Consider the following 18,953-nt stretch of genomic DNA (forward strand, 5'->3'; position numbering starts at 1 on the left):
GGGCTCGTGGGCCGGGGGGCACCAGCAGGCGCGGTGAACATGATGCGTGGCCTGTACAGGGCGAGCCACGCGGGTGGGTTCGCCAGGGTCAACCCGCGGCTTGAACAGTGGATGGACCGTCCCGCCATGCCTGTTCATGAGGGGTCTGCTGGTCTTGCCTGCCATATGCACCCTCCAAGCGCACAGCGGGCTAAGCTCACCTCACGCCCCACGAATCCAATCCATGAGGAGTGACCTATGACGTCCCTGCCCCTCGCCGAGACCCTCCTGCTCCGCCAGCCTGCCCTGAGTGCCGACCACCTCGCGTTCGTGTATGCCGGGGATCTCTGGATCACGGACCATGATGGTGGAAACATCCGCCGCCTCACCGCCACACCCGGCCACAAGCAGACCCCGCACTTCTCGCCGGATGGGCGCTTCCTGGCCTTCAGTGGCCACGACGATGGTTCGGCCAGCGTCTACATCGTGCCGGTCGAGGGCGGCACGCCCCGGCGCCTCACGTTCCACCCGGGTGACGACCTCATACGCGGGTGGACGCCGGACGGCCAGGTCCTGTTCGCCTCCGCCCGTGAGACCATCGCCGCCCGCGTGCGCCGCCTCTACACCCTCCCCCTGGAGGGCGGGCATCCCACGGCCCTGCCCATGCCGATGGCGGAGCGAGGTGCCTTCTCGCCTGACGGGCGCCGCCTCGCCTACACGCCGTTCGGCGAACCCTTCTGGTCCTGGAAAAGGTACCGGGGCGGCATGACCGTGCCGGTCCGCCTGCTCGACCTGGCCACCCTCGACGAGGTCGAGGTGCCGCACGAGAATGCCACCGACACTTTCCCTTGCTGGTTGGGGGACGCCCTGTACTTCCTCTCGGACCGCCGCGGCACCGTGAACGTCTGGCGGCACGTGCCTGGGACTGGCGATGCCCAGCAGGTCACCTTCCACGACGACTTCGACGTGCGCTCGCTCACCTCCGGCGCGGGTCGCCTCGCCTACGAGCAGGGCGGGCGCGTGCATCTCCTCACCCCCGGCGAGGCCCCCGAGGCGCTGAGGATCACGGTCTCCGCTGACCTCCCGAACACCCGCCCGCGCTATGTGAAGGTTGCGCCGCACGTCACCGCGTTCAACCTGTCGCCCACCGGCGCCCGGGCCGTGTTCGCCGCCCGCGGCGAGATCGTGACCGTGCCCAGCGGGAAGGGCGACCCGCGCAACCTCACGAACACGCCCGGCGCCTGCGAGCGTGATCCCGCGTGGTCGCCGGACGGGCAATCGGTCGCCTACCTCTCCGACGCGAGCGGCGAGTACCGGCTCGTCGTCGCCGACCAGAAGGGCGACGTGCGCCGCACCTACACGCTCGGCGACTCGCCGTCGTTCTACTACAGCCCGCTCTGGTCACCGGACGGGACGCGTGTCGCCTACACGGACAAGGCCCTGAACCTCTCGTATCTCGTCCTGGAGACGGGCGAGGTCGTGCGGGTGGACACCGACACCTACGACCACCCGCTGCGCAGCCTAGACCCGGCCTGGTCGCCGGACGGGCAGTGGCTCACGTACACCAAGCGGCTGCCGAACCACCTGAGGGCCGTGTTTGTCCACGAAGTCTCGCGTGGCGAGTCGTGGCAGGTCACCGACGGCATGAGTGACGCCATCAGTGCCCGTTTCAGCCGTGACGGGCGCCTGCTGTATTTCGCGGCGAGCGTCAACTACGGGCTCAACACCGGCTGGCTCGACATGTCCTCCTACGAGCGGCCCGTCACGCGTAGCCTGTACGTCGCCGTGCTGCGGCGCGATGACCCCTCGCCCCTCGCGCCGCGGAGTGACGAGGAACCCGAGACCCGGCAGCCGGAAGCCACCTCCAACGAGACCCGTCCGCTCGAGTCCGTCCGCATCGACCTCGACGGGCTCGGACAGCGCATCGTCGCCCTGCCCGTCCCGCCCGGCGAGTACTCGCGCCTGGAGACGGCCGAGGACCGCCTGTTCTACCTGGAGCGCGACCCCACGGCCCTGGTGAACCCGGAGCAGGAAACCGAGCTGCACGTCCTGCGCGCCTGGGACACCACGAAGCGCGAGGTGCGCGAGTTCATGCCGAAGGTGAGCGACTACCGCGTCAGCGCCGACGGGAAAAAGCTGCTGTATGCCAGCGGGCCGCCCGCCACCTACGCCGTCGTGGACGTGGCCGAACCGCCGAAGCCCGAGGACGGCCGCCTTGACCTCGACCGTGCCGAAGTGCGCGTCGAGCCGCGCGCGGAGTGGGCGCAGATCTTCGCAGAGGCCGTGCGCATCCACCGCGACTTCTTCTACGACCCGGAGATGCACGGCCTCGACTGGGCGGCGGTGGCCGAACGTTACCGCGCGTTCCTGCCACACGTCGCGCACCGCGAGGACCTCAACTTCCTGCTCGCGGAGCTGTCGGGCGAACTCGTCGTGGGCCACGCCTACGTCGCGGGTGGCGACGTGCCGCGCGGGGAGAACCGGCGGGTCGGCCTGCTCGGCGCCGACTACGAGGTCGAAGGCGGCCGCTACCGCTTCCGGCGCATCCTCAGCGGCCTGAACTGGAACCCGGACCTGCGCGCGCCCCTTACGGAGCCCGGCGTCAACGTTCGTGAGGGCGAGTACCTCCTCGCCGTGAACGGGCGGCCGCTGCGCGCGCCCGACAACATCTACGCCCTCTTCGAGCAGACCGCCGACCGCGTGACCGAGCTGCGGGTGAGCCCGACCCCGGACGACGCCGACGCCCGTACCGTCACCGTGCGGCCCATCGACGACGAGCGCCGGCTGCGGCTGCGCGCCTGGATCGAGGCGAACCGCCGCCGCGTGGACGAGCTCTCCGGCGGGCGCGTCGCGTACGTCTACCTGGCCGACACCGCCCGCGCCGGGTACGAGGCGTTCAACCGCTACTACTTCTCGCAGCTTGACCGGCAAGGGGTGGTGCTTGACGAACGCTTCAACGGCGGAGGCTCGGTCGCGGACTACGTGGTGGACCTGCTCGACCGTCCCCTGCTGAGCTACTGGGCGACGCGCGAGGGGGGCACCTTTGCCTCGCCCAATGCCTCGATCTTCGGACCAAAGGCCATGGTCATCAATGAACTCGCGGGCTCCGGCGGGGACGCCCTGCCGCACTTCTTCCGTCGGCGTGGGCTGGGCACCATCGTCGGGAAGCGTACCTGGGGCGGACTGATCGGCATCTACGACTACCCACCCCTGATCGACGGCGGGACGTTCACCTCGCCGCGTCTCGCCATCTTCAGCTCGGAAGGTGAGTGGGAGGTCGAGAACGTGGGGGTCGCGCCCGATGTCGAGGTCGACCTCACGACGAAGCTCGCGGTGGAGGGACGCGACCCCCAGCTGGAGCGCGCGGTGGAACTGGTCCTGGCGGAACTGGAGGTGAACCCGCCGCGGGTGGTGCCGCGCCCCGCGCCCGACCCGCGGGCTGTCCAGGAGAGCGCGGCCCGGAAGGAGCGGACGCAGAGCGTGTGACCTTCGTCCGGCGAGCTGGAGAAGACCTGCTCCCGCGCATAGGCGGGCACGTTTACATGTTCCATGGCCCTGTGGGCCCGATACTTGCGGGGCCCGGCTCACAAGGGGAGGGCCTGGACCTCACCGAGCGGGTGACAGGAAGAAGCCCAACCGAACCGGCTGGACGCAAAACGTGCCTTATACGGGAGCCCGGCCGAAGTCTGCCTGAGCCGGACAGAAAGAACGCTGCAAAAGGGCTTCGCAAGGTGACGCTTGGCGTGTGGCCGCAGCAAGCTTCCCAGAGTGCAGGCCGTTGTTTTCCCCAACGCGAGCAGGTGTGGTGGCCGCGGCCGAGATCCCAGAGCGTACGTGCTCATAGACCCCAACCAGACATTCCCGGAGGCTCACGTGCAGCAGACGACCCACCTCGGCAAACGGCGCAAGATCATCGACGGCCTTGAGAAGGTTACGGGAAATGCCCGCTACACGGCCGACCTCGCCCTTCCGGGCATGGTACACGCCCGTCCGGTCCTCTCGCCCTACCCGCACGCGCGTGTACGCGCAATCGACGCGAGTGCCGCCCTCGCCCTGCCCGGCGTGATCGCCGTGCTGACCGGGCATGACCTCAACGGGGGGCGCGTCGCCCACTCGCGCCCGAGCCTGGTCCTCGCGCTGGACGAGGCCGTCTTTGCCGGACAGCCTGTCGCGGTCGTGGTCGCCATGAGTGAGGCCAGGGCGCAGGACGGCGCTGGGCTCCTCGAGATCGACTACGAGGAGCTGGAGAGCGTCGAGGACGCGGCGCAGGCCCTGCAGGACGAACTGCTGGTGTGGCCGCAGGGGGTCCCCGGCGCTGAGACGAGCCAGGTGAGCCTCCACGGCGGGGAGGCCGGGGAACAGGGGAGCGAGGACCCCTCCAACGTCAACGAGCGCCGGGTCTTCGAGCGGGGCGACGCCCGCGCCGCCCTGGAAGGCGCCCACGTCGTGATCGACCACAGCTACACGAACGCCGGGGTGCATCAGGCGTACCTCGAACCGCACGCGGTGGTGGCGCGACCCGGCGCGCGGCCGGGCGAGGTCACGGTCTACACAAGCACCCAGGGTCAGTACGTCGTCCGCAGCGAGGTGGCGGGCGCCCTCGGGCTGCGTGAGCGCGACGTCCATGTCGAGCCCATGACGGTCGGCGGCGGCTTCGGCGCGAAGTACGGCATCCTCGACGCGCTCGTGGCGGCCGTCGCGCTGCATGTGCGGCGCCCCGTCCGCATGGTGCTCTCGCGCTCCGAGGACATGCTCACTACCACACCTGCGCCCGCCATGACTATCCGTGTACGCCTAGGCGCCGATGCCAGCGGCCGGATCGTCGGACTCGACGTACATGCCGTGATCGAGAACGGCGTCTTCCCCTACGGACACGCCGGGATCATCGCCACCGTCATCGGCGGCATGTACCGCTGCGAGAACGTCCGCATCGAGACGCTGGAGGTGCTGCTGAACCGCGCCCCGGTCGGGGCGTACCGCGCGCCCGGCGTGCCGCAGGCGCTCTTCGCGCTCGAATCGAACATCGACGAACTGGCGTGCGCCCTCGGGCAGGACCCACTCGAACTGCGCCTCCTCAACGCCGCCGAGGACGGTGACCCGACCGGCACCGGCCGCCCCTGGCCGGACATCGGCCTCAAGGCCTGCCTGGAGCGGGCACGCGAGCACCCGATCTGGCAGTCCCGCGGTCAGCGCCCCCACGAGGGCGTGGGTCTGGCGGTGGGCGGGTGGCCGGGCGGCTTCTCGCCAGCGGGCGCGATCTGCCGGGTGGACCCGGACGGCACGGTGCGCCTGCATGTCGGCAGCGTGGATATCAGCGGCGTGCACAGCTCGATGGTCCTGATCGCCGCCGAGACGCTCGGCGTGGACCCGGACACGGTCGAAATCGTGCAGGGCACGACCGACAGCGGGCCGTACGCACCTGCCTCGGGCGGATCGCAGGTCACGATCAGCCTCTCGGGGGCGGTGCTGGAGGCGAGCACGCAGGTGCGCGACCAGCTGCTCGATCTGGCCGCCGCGCACTTCGAGTCACACCGAGAGGATGTCGAACTTGCCGAAGGTCAGGCCCGCGTCAGGGGCGTGCCGGGACAGTCAATCACGCTCGGGCAGCTCGCGCAGCTGGGTCAACGCCTTCCCGGAGGTCCCGGCCCGGTCGTGGCCGAGGGCCGCGCCGCCATCAAGGGGGGCGCGCCGGGCTTCACGGCGCAGCTCGTGCGCGTACAGGTCGACCCGGACACCGGCCTCGTCACGCCGCTCGAGGTCGTCACGATTCAGGACGTCGGCTTCGCGCTCAACCCCCTGCTCGTCGAGGGCCAAGTGCAGGGTGGCACTGCGCAGGGCCTGAGCATGGGCCTGTACGAGGGCCTGCATTACTCGAGCGGCACCCTCGTCAGCGCGAACTTCCTCGAATACGCCTTTCCCCGCGCCACCGATCTGCCACCCATCGAGGCAGTCCTCGTCGAGCGCGCCTCCAAGCACGGCCCGTTTGGGGCACGCATCGTCGGGGAGCCCCCGATCACGGCGGGAGCGGCCGCCGTTGCGAACGCGATTCGCGACGCGGTCGGCGTGCGGGTGACCGCGTCGCCGATTACGTCCGAAGCCCTGTGGCGGCTCATGCAGGTCCAGAAGACGGGCCTGAGTGAAGGGCACCTCTGATCAGCTGCCAGGGCCGAGACAAAGTCGCCCTGTCACCATCCGCACCTCGGCTACTGACGGAGCACAGGCCACCGGGCATAGGCCGTCATCAACGACCGAGCATAAGGTGAACCGCTGCTGCCCTTATACCCCTTGGTGCAGTAGCGGGTGCAAAACGGTTCGAGACGCTGCCGCACGATTCCACTTCTTATCTTGCCGATGGACCGGCGAACCGCGCTGAGACGTATTGGAGGCCGATTCTGCCGGGGCACAGAAAAGGGCAGTCACAGCAGACGGCTTTATTCGCAATGACGAGGTCAGGGGTTCGATCCCCCTCGACTCCACCAAAAAAAGCCCGCACTTCGGTGCGGGTTTTTTGCGTTTGGGTGTGGCGGACCCGGGCCTCACCCTGCGCCGTGGTTGAACGTGGCCGTGCAGCCCCCGTCGACCGTGACAATGGAGCCCGTCATGAAGGAGCTGGCGTCTGACGCAAGGAACAGGACGGCGCGGGCGATCTCGTCCGCGTGGGCCTGGCGCCCGAGGGGCTGCAACGCGGCGTTCGCCTCGCGCCGCGCCTGGGCCGCCTCCCGCTGGGCCGGGGGAAGGCTGGCGCGGCGGCCCCCCATGTCGGTGTCCACGTACCCGGGGCAGACGGCGTTCACCCGCACGCCCCGCCCGCCGTAATCGACGGCGAGCTGGCGGGTGAGGTTCACCACCCCTCCCTTGGAGGCGCAGTACGCGGGGGCGAGGGGCGCGCCGATCAGGCCGTACGTCGAGGCGACGTTCACGATCACGCCCGCCCCATTCGCCAGCAGGTGCGGCAGCGCGTATTTCGCGCAGAGGAAGGGGCCGCGCAGATTCACCGCGATCACCCGGTCCCAGTCCTCGACATCGAGGTCGTGGGCGGGGACGGCACTCCCCGCGATCCCCGCATTGTTCACCAGCACGTCGAGGCGGCCGAAGTGCCGCACGGCCTCGTCCATCAGGTGACGGACCTGTTCGGGATCCGAGACGTCGCAGGGCACGAACAGCGCCTCCCCGCCCCGGGCGATCACATCCCGCGCCGTTCCCTCGCCCTCCCCGGTGTTGACATCCGCCAGGACGAGGCGGGCGCCCTCCGCCCCCGCGAGCCGCGCGATGGAGCGCCCGATGCCGGTGGCCGCCCCCGTGACGATCGTCACCCGGCCGCGCAGGTTTGAATGGCCGGAGCCCGTGTCAGGTTCGCTCATATCGCCCTCCCTGCGGGCCACTTCACCGGAGGCGTGTGGTTCGCGGGGTTACACACCTCCCGGCCTCCTCAACACTGCCGGGTACTCGGGCTGGGACCGCAGCGGGGTGAGGGCGGGGAAATTCAGCGGGAAGGTGAGGGTCCGCCCCGCGAGGGTCAGGATGACTCCGGTAGGGGCGCGGTGGGCCGCCGCCTTCACGCCGGGCAGGCCGGTGAGCGCGGCCAGCGGCACGAACGGGATGCGGCCCACATAGCGCACCGGGACCGGGCGAACAGGGGCCGCGGCAGCCTGCCCCGGAAGCGCCAGGGTCGCCGTGCGGGGCGTGAGGAGCCGGATGGGCGTGCCCAGCGCCCCGGCGGCCTCCCGGAGCGGCAGGTAGACCCGGCCGTCGAGGGTCCGCGCCCCCTGCCCGGCCGCCTGCGCGTATTGCTCGGGCGTGCGGGTGGGAGCGGTCGGGGTGACCGGGGTGGTCGTTGTAGGTGGCTGTGGCGCCGGAGTCTGCGTTGCTGGAGTCTGAGCCACCGGGGGTCGGGAAGGGGCCGGGGCGGGCGTGGTCGGCGCGGGCCTGGAGGGAGGCGTGGCCGGACGCCCCGCGAGGACGGCGGTCGCCGCGGCCTTCCTCGCCGCTGCCCGGGCCTGGGCCTCCTGCGCCGTCAGCGTGTGACCCCAGCCGCTGGGCACGCCCCGGAAGGTGGTCCAGGGGCCGTCGGCCAGGGGCGGCTGCTTCTGAACGGCGCTCAGACCGCCCCCCTCGGTGGTGAAATACAGGACGCCCTGGTCACTCACGGTCACGTTCGTGTCGATCTTCTTGCCCGCGGCGATCTTCCACAGGCTTTGCCCCGCCCGGCCGATGGCGTGAACGGTGCCACTCAGGTCGGGCACGACCACGCTGCCGTCCGCAAGTTCGGCCGCCGCCGCCGCGACGGGGGCGCCCGCGTCGTACGTCCACTCGTCCTCACCGGTGGTGTTGATCGCGTAGACCTTGCCGTCGTAGCTGCCCACCACGACGAGGTCCCCGCTCGTGACAATGGGGCTGGCGTTCACGAAGAGGCCCGTGCCGCGGACCCAGCGTCCCTTGCCGTCGGGAGAGACCGAGTAGATGCGGCGGTCGCTGGAGCCGAAGTAGATGTTGCCCTGGCGGTCGAGCGCCGGGCTGCTGAACACCAGCGACCCCGCGCGAAAGGCCCACTTCTGCCTGCCGTCCGGTGTGAGCGCGTGCAACTGGTTGTCCTGGGCACCGAAATAAATCGTGCCGTCGGCGGCGACGGCGGGGCTGCTGAACACGGGGGCGCCGACCTTGTAGGTCCACAGCACCTGCCCCCCCGGACCCAGCGCGTACACGCTCCCCCCGGCCGTGGCGACGATCACGCTGCCATCGGTACGCAGGGCGGGGCTGGCGAACAGGTCACCATCGAGCTTGGTCTTCCAGAGCAGCTTGCCCGAGGCGTCCAGGGCATACACGTTGTCGTCGTAGGAGGCGGCGATCACCGTGCCCTGTGGGGTCACGATGGGGTGGGCGCGGCCGATGTCGCCGGTCGCGTAGTTCCATTTCTCGACGCCGCGGGCGTCGGTCCGGTGGACCCGGGTGTCGGATCCCACGAAGAACAGATCACCGTTGTCGGCGACCGCTACGGTTGAGAGAACCTTCAGGTCCTTGAACCAGGCGACCTGTGGGGAGGGCTGGGCCTGCGCGGCAGAAAGGGCGGTGGGCACAAGAGCAAGTGAGAGAGCGAGGATTTTCCTCATGTGAAGGTAAGCTCCTTTACAGTCCCTTTAGTGGGTGTGGGGGCACATGGACGGGTGCCAGGGTAGCGTCCTAAGATGCATTTCGTTATGAAAAAGATTCTCATGCTGACCGCGTTCGCGCTCGCTGGCCTCGCCGCCGCGCAGACCTCCACCGACACCAGCACGACACAAACGACCGACACCACGCAGACCCAGACCACGGACACCACCCAGCAGAGCACCGACACCACGACGCAGACGACCGACACGAGCACCACGACCACCGACACCAGCACCGCGGGCACGGCCACCCAGGGCACCACCGACCCCTCGACCCTGAGCGCCGCCGACAACTTCACGCGCGCCCAGGAGTTCGCCGTGCAGGCCGACGTCGCCTACCCCGTGCCCTTCTACGACCGCACGCTGTGGAAGGCCGCCGTGGACTCGGCCTACTTCGCCGCGCAGCAGGAGGCGGGCAACCGCAACTACCAGTCCTACCTGGCGCAGCTCTACACCAAGACCCAGTGGTGGATCAACGCCTACAACGCCTGGAACCGCCTAGGCGACCTGAGTGACCAGGAGAAGCAGTACGCCTCCCTCAGCGCCGCCAAGCTCGCCTACATCGCCCTCCAGCGCGGCGACCGTACGGCTGCCCTCGCCTACGTGCAGAAGGGCCAGAGCTGGGCCGACAGCGCCAGCCTGCAGGCCATCCAGAAGCGCCTTCAGTAAGGAAAGCGGCCCGCGGCGCGCCCTCCTCAGCGGGGGCGCGTTTCTCATGTGGGCCTTTAGACTCGGGCCATGCGCGTTCTCGTCCTCTCCGACACCCACGGCCTGCTGCGCCCCGAGGTCCTGACGCTGGCCGCGGAGGCGGACGCCCTGCTGCACGCGGGCGACGTGGGCAAGCCCGAGGTGCTGGGTGCCCTGCGCGCGGCCACGTCCGGCCCGGCCTACGCGGTGCGGGGCAACGTGGACCGAACGCCGCCCCTCTCCGCACTCCCGGAAACCCTGCTGGTCGAGTTGGAGGGGGTGTGGGTCTACCTCCTGCATGACCTCCACGACCTCGACCTGCAACCGGAGGAGGCAGGCATACAGGTGGTCATCAGCGGACATACCCACGCCCCGAGGCTGGAGCAGCGCGGAGGCGTGACTTTCCTGAACCCCGGCTCGGTGGGGCCGCGCCGCTTTCGGCTGCCGGTGGCCTGTGCTTGGCTGTATCTGGAGGGCGGCGGGGTGCGCGTCGAACCGGTGACGCTGCTCTCCTGAGGGCGGGCTCCCGGAGCAGTGCTAGCCTGCCCCAATGACCGCCCCCGCCCCCGCCCTGTCCCGCGTTCACGGCACATTGCACGCCCTTCAGGTGCCCATCCCCTACCCCATGAAGACCGTGACGGTGCTGATCGACATGGGCGGTCCCGTCACCCTGATCGACGCGGCGCTCGATACCCCTGAGGCGCGGCAGGCCATCGAGGACGGGCTCGCGGCGCTGGGCCTTCATTGGCCGGACGTGGAGCGGGTCATCATCACGCACCACCATCCCGACCACTACGGGCTGGCGGGCGTGGTGGAGGAGCGTAGCGGCGCGGCGGTGCAGATGCTCGACGTGGAGATCGGGCGCGGCGAGCGCTACTGGCACATGTGGGAGGAGTGGCTGCCCGGCCATGTCAAGCACATGCGCGACCACGGCCTGCCCCTGGAGCTGCTGGAGACGCTGGAGGGCGAGAGCCGCCGCACCCGCGCCCGGGTCCAGCCCGCCACCCGGGTCCAGCCCCTGCGCGAGGGACAGACCGTCCCACTGGCGGGCGGCGAGTGGGAGGTGCTGTGGCTCCCCGGCCACGCCGACGGGCACCTGGGCCTCTGGAATGAAGCGGAAAGCCTGCTGATCGCCGGGGACGCCATCCTGCCGCGCATCAGCCCGAACATCGGCCTGTATGCCTACACCCGGCCCGATCCCCTGGGCGACTATCTCCAGACGCTCGGGAAGCTGGAGGCACTGAACCCCGCCCGCGCCGTCGTGGGGCACCACGGTCCCGTGATGGACGGCGTGCAGGCCCGTGCCCGGCAACTACGGGGCCACCACCACGAGCGGCTGGATTTCATCCGGGCGGAGGCGGGCCGCGAGCCGCGCAGCGCCTACGCCCTGTCGCTCGCCATGTTCCCGCGCGACCTCAACACCGCCGGGCGCCGCTTCGCCCTGGCCGAGACGCTGGCGCACGCCGAACACCTGCGCCTGCTGGGGCAGCTCGCGCGAACCTGGCAGGGGGAGGCGTGGGTGTATCACGGGTGAGTCTTCCCCCCGTCAAATGACGCCCAGCCGCCGTTTGGGCGCGGTCCCCGCTCTATACTCGCCCCCATGACGGCCTCGCGGATGGAACTTCAGCGCATCATGCGCGCCCTGGAGGAAAGCGGAATGACCGTCGAAGCGGTGGAGGACGGCGCCCTGGTGCGGAACGGCGAGAGCCGGGTGGCGCTCTTCGCCGACCCCGATCCCCAGGGCGGCGTGATCGTGCGCCTTCACCTCGACCTCGACCTGTACGTCGAGGAGGACGCCCTGCCCGACATCCTGATGGGCATGAACCTGCTCAACCAGGGCCTGGACTACGGCGCCCTGAACCTCGACCCCGTGGAGGACGAGGACGCCGAGGAGGACGCCCCCCTGACCTTCGCGGTGCTGGGCCGCGCCGTGCTGTGGCTGCGCGACCTGGGGGCGGGCGAGTTGGAGCGGCTGCGCGAACACCTGCGCCGCTTCGAGGGCGAGGTGACCGAGGCAGTGGAGCGCACCCTGCATGGCAGCAAGGGCATGAGCGCGTAGGGAAACTCGCCGGGGAGAGGGCCGGGGCCTATGCACCCCGGCCTTCAGCCTGCTGACCCTCCCGACGAACGCGCGGAGGCCCGAACGCCGAGGGCCATGAAGACAGCGGCCAGCACCGCGGCGAGCAGGGCATACCCCAGCCACTCCCCCCGACCGGCCGCCACCCAGCCCCAGGTCCAGGGCACCAGGGGCCAGAGCCGCTCGCCCAGCCCCGTGCCGCCCAGCAGGGCGGCAAGCAGGGTGCCGATGACCCCGACTCCCATGCTCGGACCCCCGCCGAAACGCACGGCCAGCCACAGGTGCAGGGCGAGCAGGCAGGCCAGGAGAGCCCCATTCAGGACGAGCAGGCGGGCAATGGGCGCGGCGGGAACCCCCAGCGCCCGGCACGCGAGGGCGAGCAGCAGCGTGCTTGCGAACGCCAGCAGCCAGCCCAGCGTCCCCTTGGCCGCCTGGAGCCGCAGTGGTGGAATCCCCCGCCCCCGCAGAGCCCGCCACGCCCCTTCCTCCCACGCCCAGGTCTGGACGGCGACCAGGGCTGCCCCGAAGGGCACCACGAGGAGCGTCCAGCCTTCCAGGGCGCCGAGTGCGGCGTGACGCCACGCGGCGAGCAGGGCGGCCAGGAGAGGACCGCCGAGCGCCAGCAGGGGCAGGGGCGAGCCGCGCCACTTCACGAATTCGGCGCCGAGGGCCGAGGGGCGGGCGGCCCGACCAGCGTCCACACGCCCCCGCCCAGCCTCGCGGGAACGCCTTGCTGGCCGCTGGCCCGGCAGGGTCCGCCCCGCCCACGTCACCAGCAGCGGGGTTGCCACCAGCGCCAGGGTCACGAGCGGCCACAGGGGCAGCGCCCACCACGCGCTGCCCGCCTCCAGGGGAATACCGTTGGCGTGCGTTCCGATCAGCGGCAGGGTGGCCCGCACCCCCCACGCTGCCGGGTTGAAGAGCCAGCGGGGACCCTCGGCCATGACGGTGCCGCTGATCGCCAGGACGAAGGCCGCCGCCAGGGTCAGGGGCAGACCCGCCCGCCGTGCGAGGCCGTCGAGAAGGGCCAGCAGCGGCAGGCTGCACGCCCACAAGGCGAGCGCCGCCGTCAGCAATCGCCCGAGGGGAGGCGGGCCGGGCAGGTGGGCCGCCAGCCCGAACGGCAGGCAGACCAGCAGCGCGGTGAGGTGCATCGCCAGCGCCAGCCCCGCCATGACTGCGAAGGTGGCGAGGTGCTGGCGCTGCGGCGGGATGGCGCGCCACCACGTTCCCCCGCCCCGCGCCCGGGCCTCACGGCGGGCGGTCAGGGCGGCCAGGAGCGCCAGGGCCAGCGGACCCAGGAAGACCACCCAGAGGTTGTGCCAGGCCGTCACGCCTGCCCAGGTCCGCAGGGCATCCGGGCTGAGCAGGAACAGCACACCCTGGAGGCCGCCCGCCAGCAGGGCGAAGACGGGCACCTGGGCCGCCGCGCTTCCCCGCGACCGCCTCACCTCGGCACCGAGCAGGGCCGCCACGGGTGCCCTCATGCCCGCATCCCCGAGGTGAGGCGCAGGTAGGCCCCCTCCAGGTCACCGTCCGGGGCGAGGCCGGACAGCGGCCCCTGGTAGCACAGGGTGCCGCGCGCCATCACCCCCACATCGTCCGCCAGGTGCAGGACCTCGCCGAGGAGGTGGCTGGACACCAGGACGGTGCGGCCGGACGCCGCGTAGGCGCGCAGCAGCGCCCGCAGCTCCCGGATACCCTCGGGGTCCAGGCCGTTTTGCGGCTCGTCGAGGAGCAGCACGTCGGGCTCGGTGAGCAGGGCGATTCCCAGCGCCAGCCGCGCCCGCATCCCCATGCTGAACTGCCCGGCCCGCCTGCGCCCCGTGTCCGCGAGGCCGACGCGCGCCAGCACCCCGGGGATGCGGGCGGCGGGCAGGCCCAGCAGCCGGGTATGGACCTCCAGGTTCCCGGCCGCATCCAGGTGATCGTAGAGCGCGGGCCCGTCAATGCTCGCCCCGACGCGGGCGAGGTGGGCGGGCCGCCACGACTCCCGGAACAGGAAGATCCGCCCGGCGCTGGGGCGGATCAGGCCGAGCAGCATCCGCAGGGTGGTGCTCTTGCCCGCCCCGTTCGGACCCAGCAGGACGTACACCCGGCCCGCCCGCACCCGCAGGTTCAGGTTCTGAACGGCAGGGATCCCCCGGTAGAGGCGGCTCAGGCCCTCGGTGCGGATCAAGGCCGCCTCGTGAACATCGGGAGACTCGGGCAGGGTCAGCGTCATGCCGAGACTGTAGAAGCTGCACATTGTGGCCTCATCCCACCAAAGTTGTCGGCGGAAAAGAAAAGTTGTGTGCGGGTTCCTAACACTCCGCGCCGGGGCGGGAGTACCCTCCGGCCACCCTTCCTCGTGTCGGTGCCGCGTTTGCCCGCCCCCATCCACCCGAACAGGAGGACCCCATGCCGACCCGTTCCCGTCCGGCCCGCCGCCCCAATCCCGCCCACTTCACCCTGAACAGCCGGGGCCGGGTGTACGGCGTGTTCGTCTCGCTGGAGGACGTGCAGGAGTGTACGTCCCGGCTGCTCGACCTCGGGCTGAGGGACCAGGCCGTGCAGCTCATCATGGGCGACGAGGGTCAGCAGGCCCTGGACGTCGAGGGCCACGGGCTGTGGGGGCGTTTCCTGCGGCTGATGCAGGGCATGACCGACGAGCGGCCCCACATCGAGCAGTACGCCCATGCCCTCGGCCGCGGCGAGATCGTGCTGAGCGTGGACCTCTCGGGCGCCCCGGGGAGCGTGGCCCAGGTGGCCCAGGTCTTCCGCGAGAGCCGCGCCCACTTCGTGAACCATTACGGCCCCTGGGTGGTCGAGTCGCTGAACGCCTGAGCCCTATGGCGAAGGGCCGGAGCCTCAGCGCCCCGGCCCTTCCCTTTGTGCGCCGCGCCTACTGGCGCTCTTGCAGCGGCACGTACTGCTGGTCGCGGGCCCCGGTGTACAGGGCATCCGGCCGCAGCAGACGGTTGTCCCGCGTGTACTCGATCACCGAGGCGCACCAGCCACTGATGCGGGCCAGCGCGAAGATCGGCGTGAAGTACTCCTTGCGGATGCCCAGGTCGCTGTAGACGGTGCCGCTGTAGAAATCCACGTTGGGGTAGATGCCGCGCGAGCCCATCCGCTCCACCACGACCCGCTCGATGGTTTCGAGGATCTGGTAGTAGTTGCTCTTGCCTTCCTTGCTGGCGACGTGGGCGGCGTAGTCGCGCAGCACGCGCGAGCGCGGGTCGAAGTACTTGTAGACCCGGTGCCCCACGCCCATGATCTTTTCCTTGCGGTCGAGCTTGGCGGTGATGTAACTCTCGGCATTCTCGGGCGCGCCCACCTCGTCGAGCATGTCCATCACGGCCTCGTTCGCCCCACCGTGGAGCGGCCCCTTGAGTGCCCCGACCGCCGAGGTGATGCAGGAGTACATGTCGCTGAGGGTGCTCGCCGTGGCAATCGCGGTGAAGGTGCTCGCATTCATGCCATGGTCGGCGTGCAGCACGAGCGCGATGTCGAAGAGCCGGGCCTGTTCCCCGGTGGGCTCCTTACCCGTCAGCATATACAGGAAGTTGCCCGCGTGGGTCAGGTCCATACGCGGCGCCACGATCTCCTGCCCCTCCTGGGCGCGGTTGATCGCCGCGATGACCGTGGCAAACTGCGCGATCATGCGGATGGCGATGGCACGGCGGGCCTCCTCGGTCGTCTCCTCGGCCTGGGGGTCGAGCAGGCCCAGGTAGGAGACGGCGGTGCGGAGCGCCTGCATGGGGTGAACGCCCCGGGGCATCGCCGAGATCACGTCCAGAAGCCCCTGCGGCACGGCCCGGTTCGCCTTGAGGTCGGCGTCGAAGCGGGCGAGTTCGGCCGCCGTGGGTAGTTCGCCGTCCAGCAGGGCGAGGGACAGCTCCTCGAAGGTGCTCTTCTCGGCCCACTCCTGAATCGGGATGCCCAGGTGCGTCAGGATGCCTTCCGACCCGTTAATGAAGGTCAGCCTCGTCTCGGTGAAGAGAACGCCTTCCAGCCCCTTGGCGATGTTGGCCGTGTTCGTCATGATGGGCTCACCATACCACCGGGCCGTGACATGCCGAATCTCCCCACAGTCACGTTCCCGCTGCGGTGACAGCGCCGCGCGGCGATCACCCTACAATGACCCGGCGATGACCGTTCCCGCCGCTGCCGTCACCCTCGCCCTCGACACCGCCACCCCCTTCCTGACCCTGGCCTTGGCGTGGGAAGGCGGAGAGGCGACGTTTTCCGAGGAGGTGGGCCGCGCCCACGCCGAGCGGCTGGCAGACGCGGCGCAGGGGCTGTTCGAGCGGGCGGGGCTTCCTTTCCGAGCGGGCCAAATCGTGATTGGAACTGGGCCGGGGTCGTACACGGGCGTTCGCGTCGGGGCGAGCTACGCCCTGGGACTGGCGCGAGTGTGGGGAGCCCCAGTCCTCGGCGTCTCGACCCTGGAGGCCCTGGTGCATGGCCCGGATGGAACCGTCCCGGAAGGCGAGGTCGCCGTCTCCCTCGACGCCCGGCGTGGCAACGTCTACGGCGCGGTGTACGAGGTGCGGGAGGGCGTGGTCACGCGGGTCGTCCACCCCCCCGCCCGGCGCCCGCTGGAGGAGTTCGAGGCCCTGGCCGCTGGCCTTCCCCACCACCGCGACATCGCCCCGAACGGCCTCGCGCTGCTGCGGGCAGGGCTGGCGCATGGGGAAACGGAGTGGGCGCTGGCGTACCTCTAACTGTAGACGGCCCACCCATCCGGCGGGTCTGGGCGGGAGTTGGAGGCGGGGCCACAAAGCCCTACTCTGGAGGGGCACAAACAACCCTGGCTCACAGCCACCGCTCCACCCCGCTAATAGTTGATAGAGTTGGTCGTCTTTTACCGGGCCCCTGCCTGCCCACCGGAGGTTTCCCCATGCGTACTTGCCTGACCCTGACCGCCCTCCTCGCCCTGATCGGGGCCGCGAGCGCCGCGCCCACCACGCTGACTGTCTTTATGGGCAGCCAGCAGCGCCCCGAGATCTTCCAGCCCATCTTCGACCGGTTCGAGAAGCAGAACCCCAACATTCAGGTCAAGATCGAGACGGGCGGCGCCACCAGCGAGGCGCAGAACCAGTACCTGACGACCGTGCTCGCCGCGCGGGACCCCAGCCTCGACGTGTTCCTGATCGACGTGGTGCGAACCGCGACCTTCGCCGCCGCCGGGTGGGCCGAGCCGCTGGACAGCTACCTGCCCAACAAGAGCGTGTACCTGAAGGCCTTCCTGAAGGGGCCGATCAACGCCGCGACGGTGGACGGCAAGCTGTACGCCATGCCCGCCTTCACGGACGCGCAGTTCCTGTACTACCGCAAGGATCTGCTCGCCAAGTACGGCGCCAAGGTGCCGAAAACCTGGGACGAACTCGCCGCCACCGCCGCCCGCATCCAGAAGGCCGAGGGGGGCAACCTCCAGGGCCTGAACTTCCAGGGGGCGCCCATCGAGGGCACGGTCTGCAACTTCCTGGAGACGCTGTGGGGCGCGGGCGGCAACGTGCAGGCGGTGGACAGCGCGGCCGGGCGCCAGGGCCTGGGCTTCCTGGTGAACGCGGTGAAGACCAAGCTCGCCCCCGCCGCCAGCTACGAGATGAAGACCGACGACTCGCGCCAGCAGTTCCAGGCGGGCAACGTGCTGTTCGGCCTGAACTGGAGCTACGCCTGGGCGCACTTCCAGGGGAACAGCCCGCAGCCCACCAAGGTGAAGGGTGATGTGGGCGTGGCCCCCCTCCCCGCCTTCGGCAAGAACGCCAGCGCGACCTGCACGGGCGGCTGGGAGTGGGCGATCAGCGCCTACAGCAAGAACAAGGCCACCGCCGCGAAGCTCTTGCAGTTCATGGCGAGCACCGACGTGCAGCGCGAGCTGGCAGTCAAGGGCGCCTACCTCCCCGTGCGCGCCAGCCTGTACAACGACAAGGCCGTGCTGGCCGCCAACCCGCACTTCAAGGATCTGTACCGCATCGTGACCGGCGCGCGGCCCCGGCCCGTGACCCCTGCCTACCCGCGCGTCTCGGAGATCGTTCGCAACAACGTGTCGGCGGCGGTCGCGGGCAGCAAGAGTGTGGACGCGGCGCTGAAGGACATGCAGCGCGACCTGGACGGCGTGCTGAAGTGAGGTTTCCCCTTGCGGAGTGAGGCCGGAAAAGTCAGCACCTCCCCCAGGGCCCGGACGCGGCGCCGGATCGGGGGGGACGGCCCCCTCGCGGCCCTGCTCCTCGCCCCCGCCGCCCTGCTGCTGTGCGGCGTGCTGCTCTTTCCCATGCTGACGACCTTCCGCGACAGCCTGTTCGTGAACAAGCTGACCGAACCGTGGCTGGGGACGCCGTTCGTGGGCCTGAAGCAGTACGCCCAGATGGTGCAGGACCCCCGTTTTCTGAACGCGTTGCGAAACACCCTCTTCTTCGGGGTGCTGACGGTGGGGGGCTCGTTCCTTGTCGGCATCCCGATGGCGCTGCTGGCCCACACGCCGAGCCGGGTGCGGGGACTGGCGAGGGTGGCCCTGCTGCTGCCGTGGGCGATGCCGCCCGTGATTACCGGGTTGATCTTCGCCTGGCTGTTCAACGGGCAGTACGGGGTGGTGAACGACGTGCTGGTGCGCGGGGGGCTTGTCGGGGAACCGCTGCGTTGGCTCTCCACACCAGGCCTCGCGGTCGTAGCGATGGTCATCACCATCGTCTGGAAGACGAGTTCCTTCGTGGCGTTGATCGTGCTGGGCGGCCTCCAGGGCATCCCGCGCGAGCTGACCGAGGCGGCGGACGTGGACGGCGCGACGCGCGTGCAGACCTTCTGGCGGGTGATCCTGCCCTTGCTGGGGCCGAGTCTCGCCGTGGCCTTCATCTTCCGGGCGATCAGCGCCGTGCAGGTGTTCGATATCCCGTACACGTTCATTCAACAGGCCCCCGCGCAGGGGCTCCTCGAGACGCTCGGCGTCTACATCTACCGCACGAGCATCGAGTTTCTGGACTTCGGGTACGCGGCGGCGCTCTCCGTGGCGCTCTTCGGGGTGAGCCTCGCCGTCACGCTCGTCTACGTGCGCTTCGTGCGCGGCGGGGAGGGCTGAG

General features: G+C 70.3%; 15 protein-coding genes. 10 read left to right on the forward strand and 5 right to left on the reverse strand.

Annotated features, from left to right (window positions below; genetic code table 11):
• The first annotated feature begins 237 nt into the window (after window positions 1–237).
• Together F784_RS0103865 and F784_RS0103870 are read left to right on the forward strand one after the other, a co-directional pair.
• Complete coding sequence (locus tag F784_RS0103865) at window positions 238–3,465, forward strand: S41 family peptidase (protein ID WP_019585387.1); 3,228 nt, start codon at window positions 238–240, stop codon at window positions 3,463–3,465.
• Between the two features lie 387 nt (window positions 3,466–3,852).
• Window positions 3,853–6,132, forward strand: a complete 2,280-nt coding sequence (locus F784_RS0103870; RefSeq protein ID WP_019585388.1) for a xanthine dehydrogenase family protein molybdopterin-binding subunit — start codon at window positions 3,853–3,855, stop codon at window positions 6,130–6,132.
• 383 nt (window positions 6,133–6,515) lie between these two features.
• Here F784_RS0103870 and F784_RS0103875 read toward each other — a convergent pair whose 3' ends face one another.
• Entirely contained in the window at window positions 6,516–7,340 is an 825-nt protein-coding gene (locus tag F784_RS0103875) for an SDR family NAD(P)-dependent oxidoreductase (RefSeq protein ID WP_019585389.1), read from the reverse strand.
• Between the two features lie 48 nt (window positions 7,341–7,388).
• Window positions 7,389–9,086 (reverse strand): outer membrane protein assembly factor BamB family protein, encoded by a 1,698-nt coding sequence (locus F784_RS0103880; RefSeq protein WP_026332250.1) that lies wholly within the window; start codon window positions 9,084–9,086, stop codon window positions 7,389–7,391.
• Between the two features lie 87 nt (window positions 9,087–9,173).
• On the opposite strand from F784_RS0103880, the gene F784_RS26755 reads away from it, so the two are divergent.
• From F784_RS26755 to F784_RS0103900, 4 genes are all read left to right on the forward strand, one after another.
• Entirely contained in the window at window positions 9,174–9,794 is a 621-nt protein-coding gene (locus tag F784_RS26755; RefSeq protein WP_019585391.1) for a hypothetical protein, read from the forward strand.
• Between the two features lie 69 nt (window positions 9,795–9,863).
• Window positions 9,864–10,328, forward strand: coding sequence for a metallophosphoesterase family protein (locus F784_RS0103890; RefSeq protein WP_019585392.1), 465 nt, complete (start codon window positions 9,864–9,866; stop codon window positions 10,326–10,328).
• Window positions 10,329–10,362: 34 nt separating this feature from the next.
• Complete coding sequence (locus tag F784_RS0103895) at window positions 10,363–11,346, forward strand: MBL fold metallo-hydrolase (RefSeq protein WP_019585393.1); 984 nt, start codon at window positions 10,363–10,365, stop codon at window positions 11,344–11,346.
• Between the two features lie 66 nt (window positions 11,347–11,412).
• Window positions 11,413–11,871 (forward strand): hypothetical protein, encoded by a 459-nt coding sequence (locus F784_RS0103900; RefSeq protein ID WP_026332252.1) that lies wholly within the window; start codon window positions 11,413–11,415, stop codon window positions 11,869–11,871.
• A 44-nt stretch (window positions 11,872–11,915) separates the two neighbouring features.
• Here F784_RS0103900 and F784_RS0103905 read toward each other — a convergent pair whose 3' ends face one another.
• Both F784_RS0103905 and F784_RS0103910 read right to left on the reverse strand, forming a co-directional pair.
• Window positions 11,916–13,376, reverse strand: coding sequence for an ABC-2 family transporter permease (locus tag F784_RS0103905; protein WP_157464967.1), 1,461 nt, complete (start codon window positions 13,374–13,376; stop codon window positions 11,916–11,918).
• Window positions 13,373–14,113 (reverse strand): ATP-binding cassette domain-containing protein, encoded by a 741-nt coding sequence (locus tag F784_RS0103910; protein WP_051086927.1) that lies wholly within the window; start codon window positions 14,111–14,113, stop codon window positions 13,373–13,375. Before F784_RS0103910 ends, F784_RS0103905 begins: the two co-directional genes overlap by 4 nt.
• A gap of 176 nt (window positions 14,114–14,289) precedes the next feature.
• On the opposite strand from F784_RS0103910, the gene F784_RS0103915 reads away from it, so the two are divergent.
• Entirely contained in the window at window positions 14,290–14,715 is a 426-nt protein-coding gene (locus F784_RS0103915) for a hypothetical protein (protein WP_019585397.1), read from the forward strand.
• A gap of 58 nt (window positions 14,716–14,773) precedes the next feature.
• On the opposite strand, the gene F784_RS0103920 is transcribed toward F784_RS0103915, so the two are convergent.
• Window positions 14,774–15,916 carry a citrate/2-methylcitrate synthase gene (locus tag F784_RS0103920; RefSeq protein ID WP_019585398.1) on the reverse strand — a complete coding sequence of 381 codons (1,143 nt, stop codon included), beginning with the start codon at window positions 15,914–15,916 and terminating at the stop codon, window positions 14,774–14,776.
• A 106-nt stretch (window positions 15,917–16,022) separates the two neighbouring features.
• Here F784_RS0103920 and tsaB point away from each other — a divergent pair, with 106 nt between their 5' ends.
• From tsaB to F784_RS0103935, 3 genes are all read left to right on the forward strand, one after another.
• Entirely contained in the window at window positions 16,023–16,598 is a 576-nt protein-coding gene (gene tsaB / locus F784_RS0103925) for a tRNA (adenosine(37)-N6)-threonylcarbamoyltransferase complex dimerization subunit type 1 TsaB (RefSeq protein ID WP_019585399.1), read from the forward strand.
• 176 nt (window positions 16,599–16,774) lie between these two features.
• Entirely contained in the window at window positions 16,775–18,007 is a 1,233-nt protein-coding gene (locus tag F784_RS0103930) for an ABC transporter substrate-binding protein (RefSeq protein ID WP_019585400.1), read from the forward strand.
• Between the two features lie 9 nt (window positions 18,008–18,016).
• The gene (locus tag F784_RS0103935) at window positions 18,017–18,952 is read left to right on the forward strand and encodes a carbohydrate ABC transporter permease (protein ID WP_019585401.1); all 936 of its coding nucleotides are present in this window, start codon (window positions 18,017–18,019) and stop codon (window positions 18,950–18,952) included.
• Window position 18,953: the final 1 nt, after the last annotated feature.

Source organism: Deinococcus apachensis DSM 19763 (assembly GCF_000381345.1).
In the GTDB taxonomy this organism is placed as follows: Bacteria; Deinococcota; Deinococci; order Deinococcales; family Deinococcaceae; genus Deinococcus; species Deinococcus apachensis.

What these genes read in the sequence shown, in the direction of transcription:
- F784_RS0103890 (WP_019585392.1), top strand. Translation starts at nt 9,864, where the DNA reads ATGCGCGTTCTCGTCCTCTCCGACACCCACGGCCTGCTGCGCCCCGAG.
- F784_RS0103920 (WP_019585398.1), bottom strand. Translation starts at nt 15,916, where the DNA reads ATGACGAACACGGCCAACATCGCCAAGGGGCTGGAAGGCGTTCTCTTC.
- F784_RS0103895 (WP_019585393.1), top strand. Translation starts at nt 10,363, where the DNA reads ATGACCGCCCCCGCCCCCGCCCTGTCCCGCGTTCACGGCACATTGCAC.
- F784_RS0103915 (WP_019585397.1), top strand. Translation starts at nt 14,290, where the DNA reads ATGCCGACCCGTTCCCGTCCGGCCCGCCGCCCCAATCCCGCCCACTTC.
- F784_RS0103930 (WP_019585400.1), top strand. Translation starts at nt 16,775, where the DNA reads ATGCGTACTTGCCTGACCCTGACCGCCCTCCTCGCCCTGATCGGGGCC.
- F784_RS0103865 (WP_019585387.1), top strand. Translation starts at nt 238, where the DNA reads ATGACGTCCCTGCCCCTCGCCGAGACCCTCCTGCTCCGCCAGCCTGCC.
- F784_RS0103905 (WP_157464967.1), bottom strand. Translation starts at nt 13,376, where the DNA reads ATGAGGGCACCCGTGGCGGCCCTGCTCGGTGCCGAGGTGAGGCGGTCG.
- tsaB (WP_019585399.1), top strand. Translation starts at nt 16,023, where the DNA reads ATGACCGTTCCCGCCGCTGCCGTCACCCTCGCCCTCGACACCGCCACC.
- F784_RS0103910 (WP_051086927.1), bottom strand. Translation starts at nt 14,113, where the DNA reads ATGACGCTGACCCTGCCCGAGTCTCCCGATGTTCACGAGGCGGCCTTG.
- F784_RS26755 (WP_019585391.1), top strand. Translation starts at nt 9,174, where the DNA reads ATGAAAAAGATTCTCATGCTGACCGCGTTCGCGCTCGCTGGCCTCGCC.
- F784_RS0103900 (WP_026332252.1), top strand. Translation starts at nt 11,413, where the DNA reads ATGACGGCCTCGCGGATGGAACTTCAGCGCATCATGCGCGCCCTGGAG.
- F784_RS0103875 (WP_019585389.1), bottom strand. Translation starts at nt 7,340, where the DNA reads ATGAGCGAACCTGACACGGGCTCCGGCCATTCAAACCTGCGCGGCCGG.
- F784_RS0103880 (WP_026332250.1), bottom strand. Translation starts at nt 9,086, where the DNA reads ATGAGGAAAATCCTCGCTCTCTCACTTGCTCTTGTGCCCACCGCCCTT.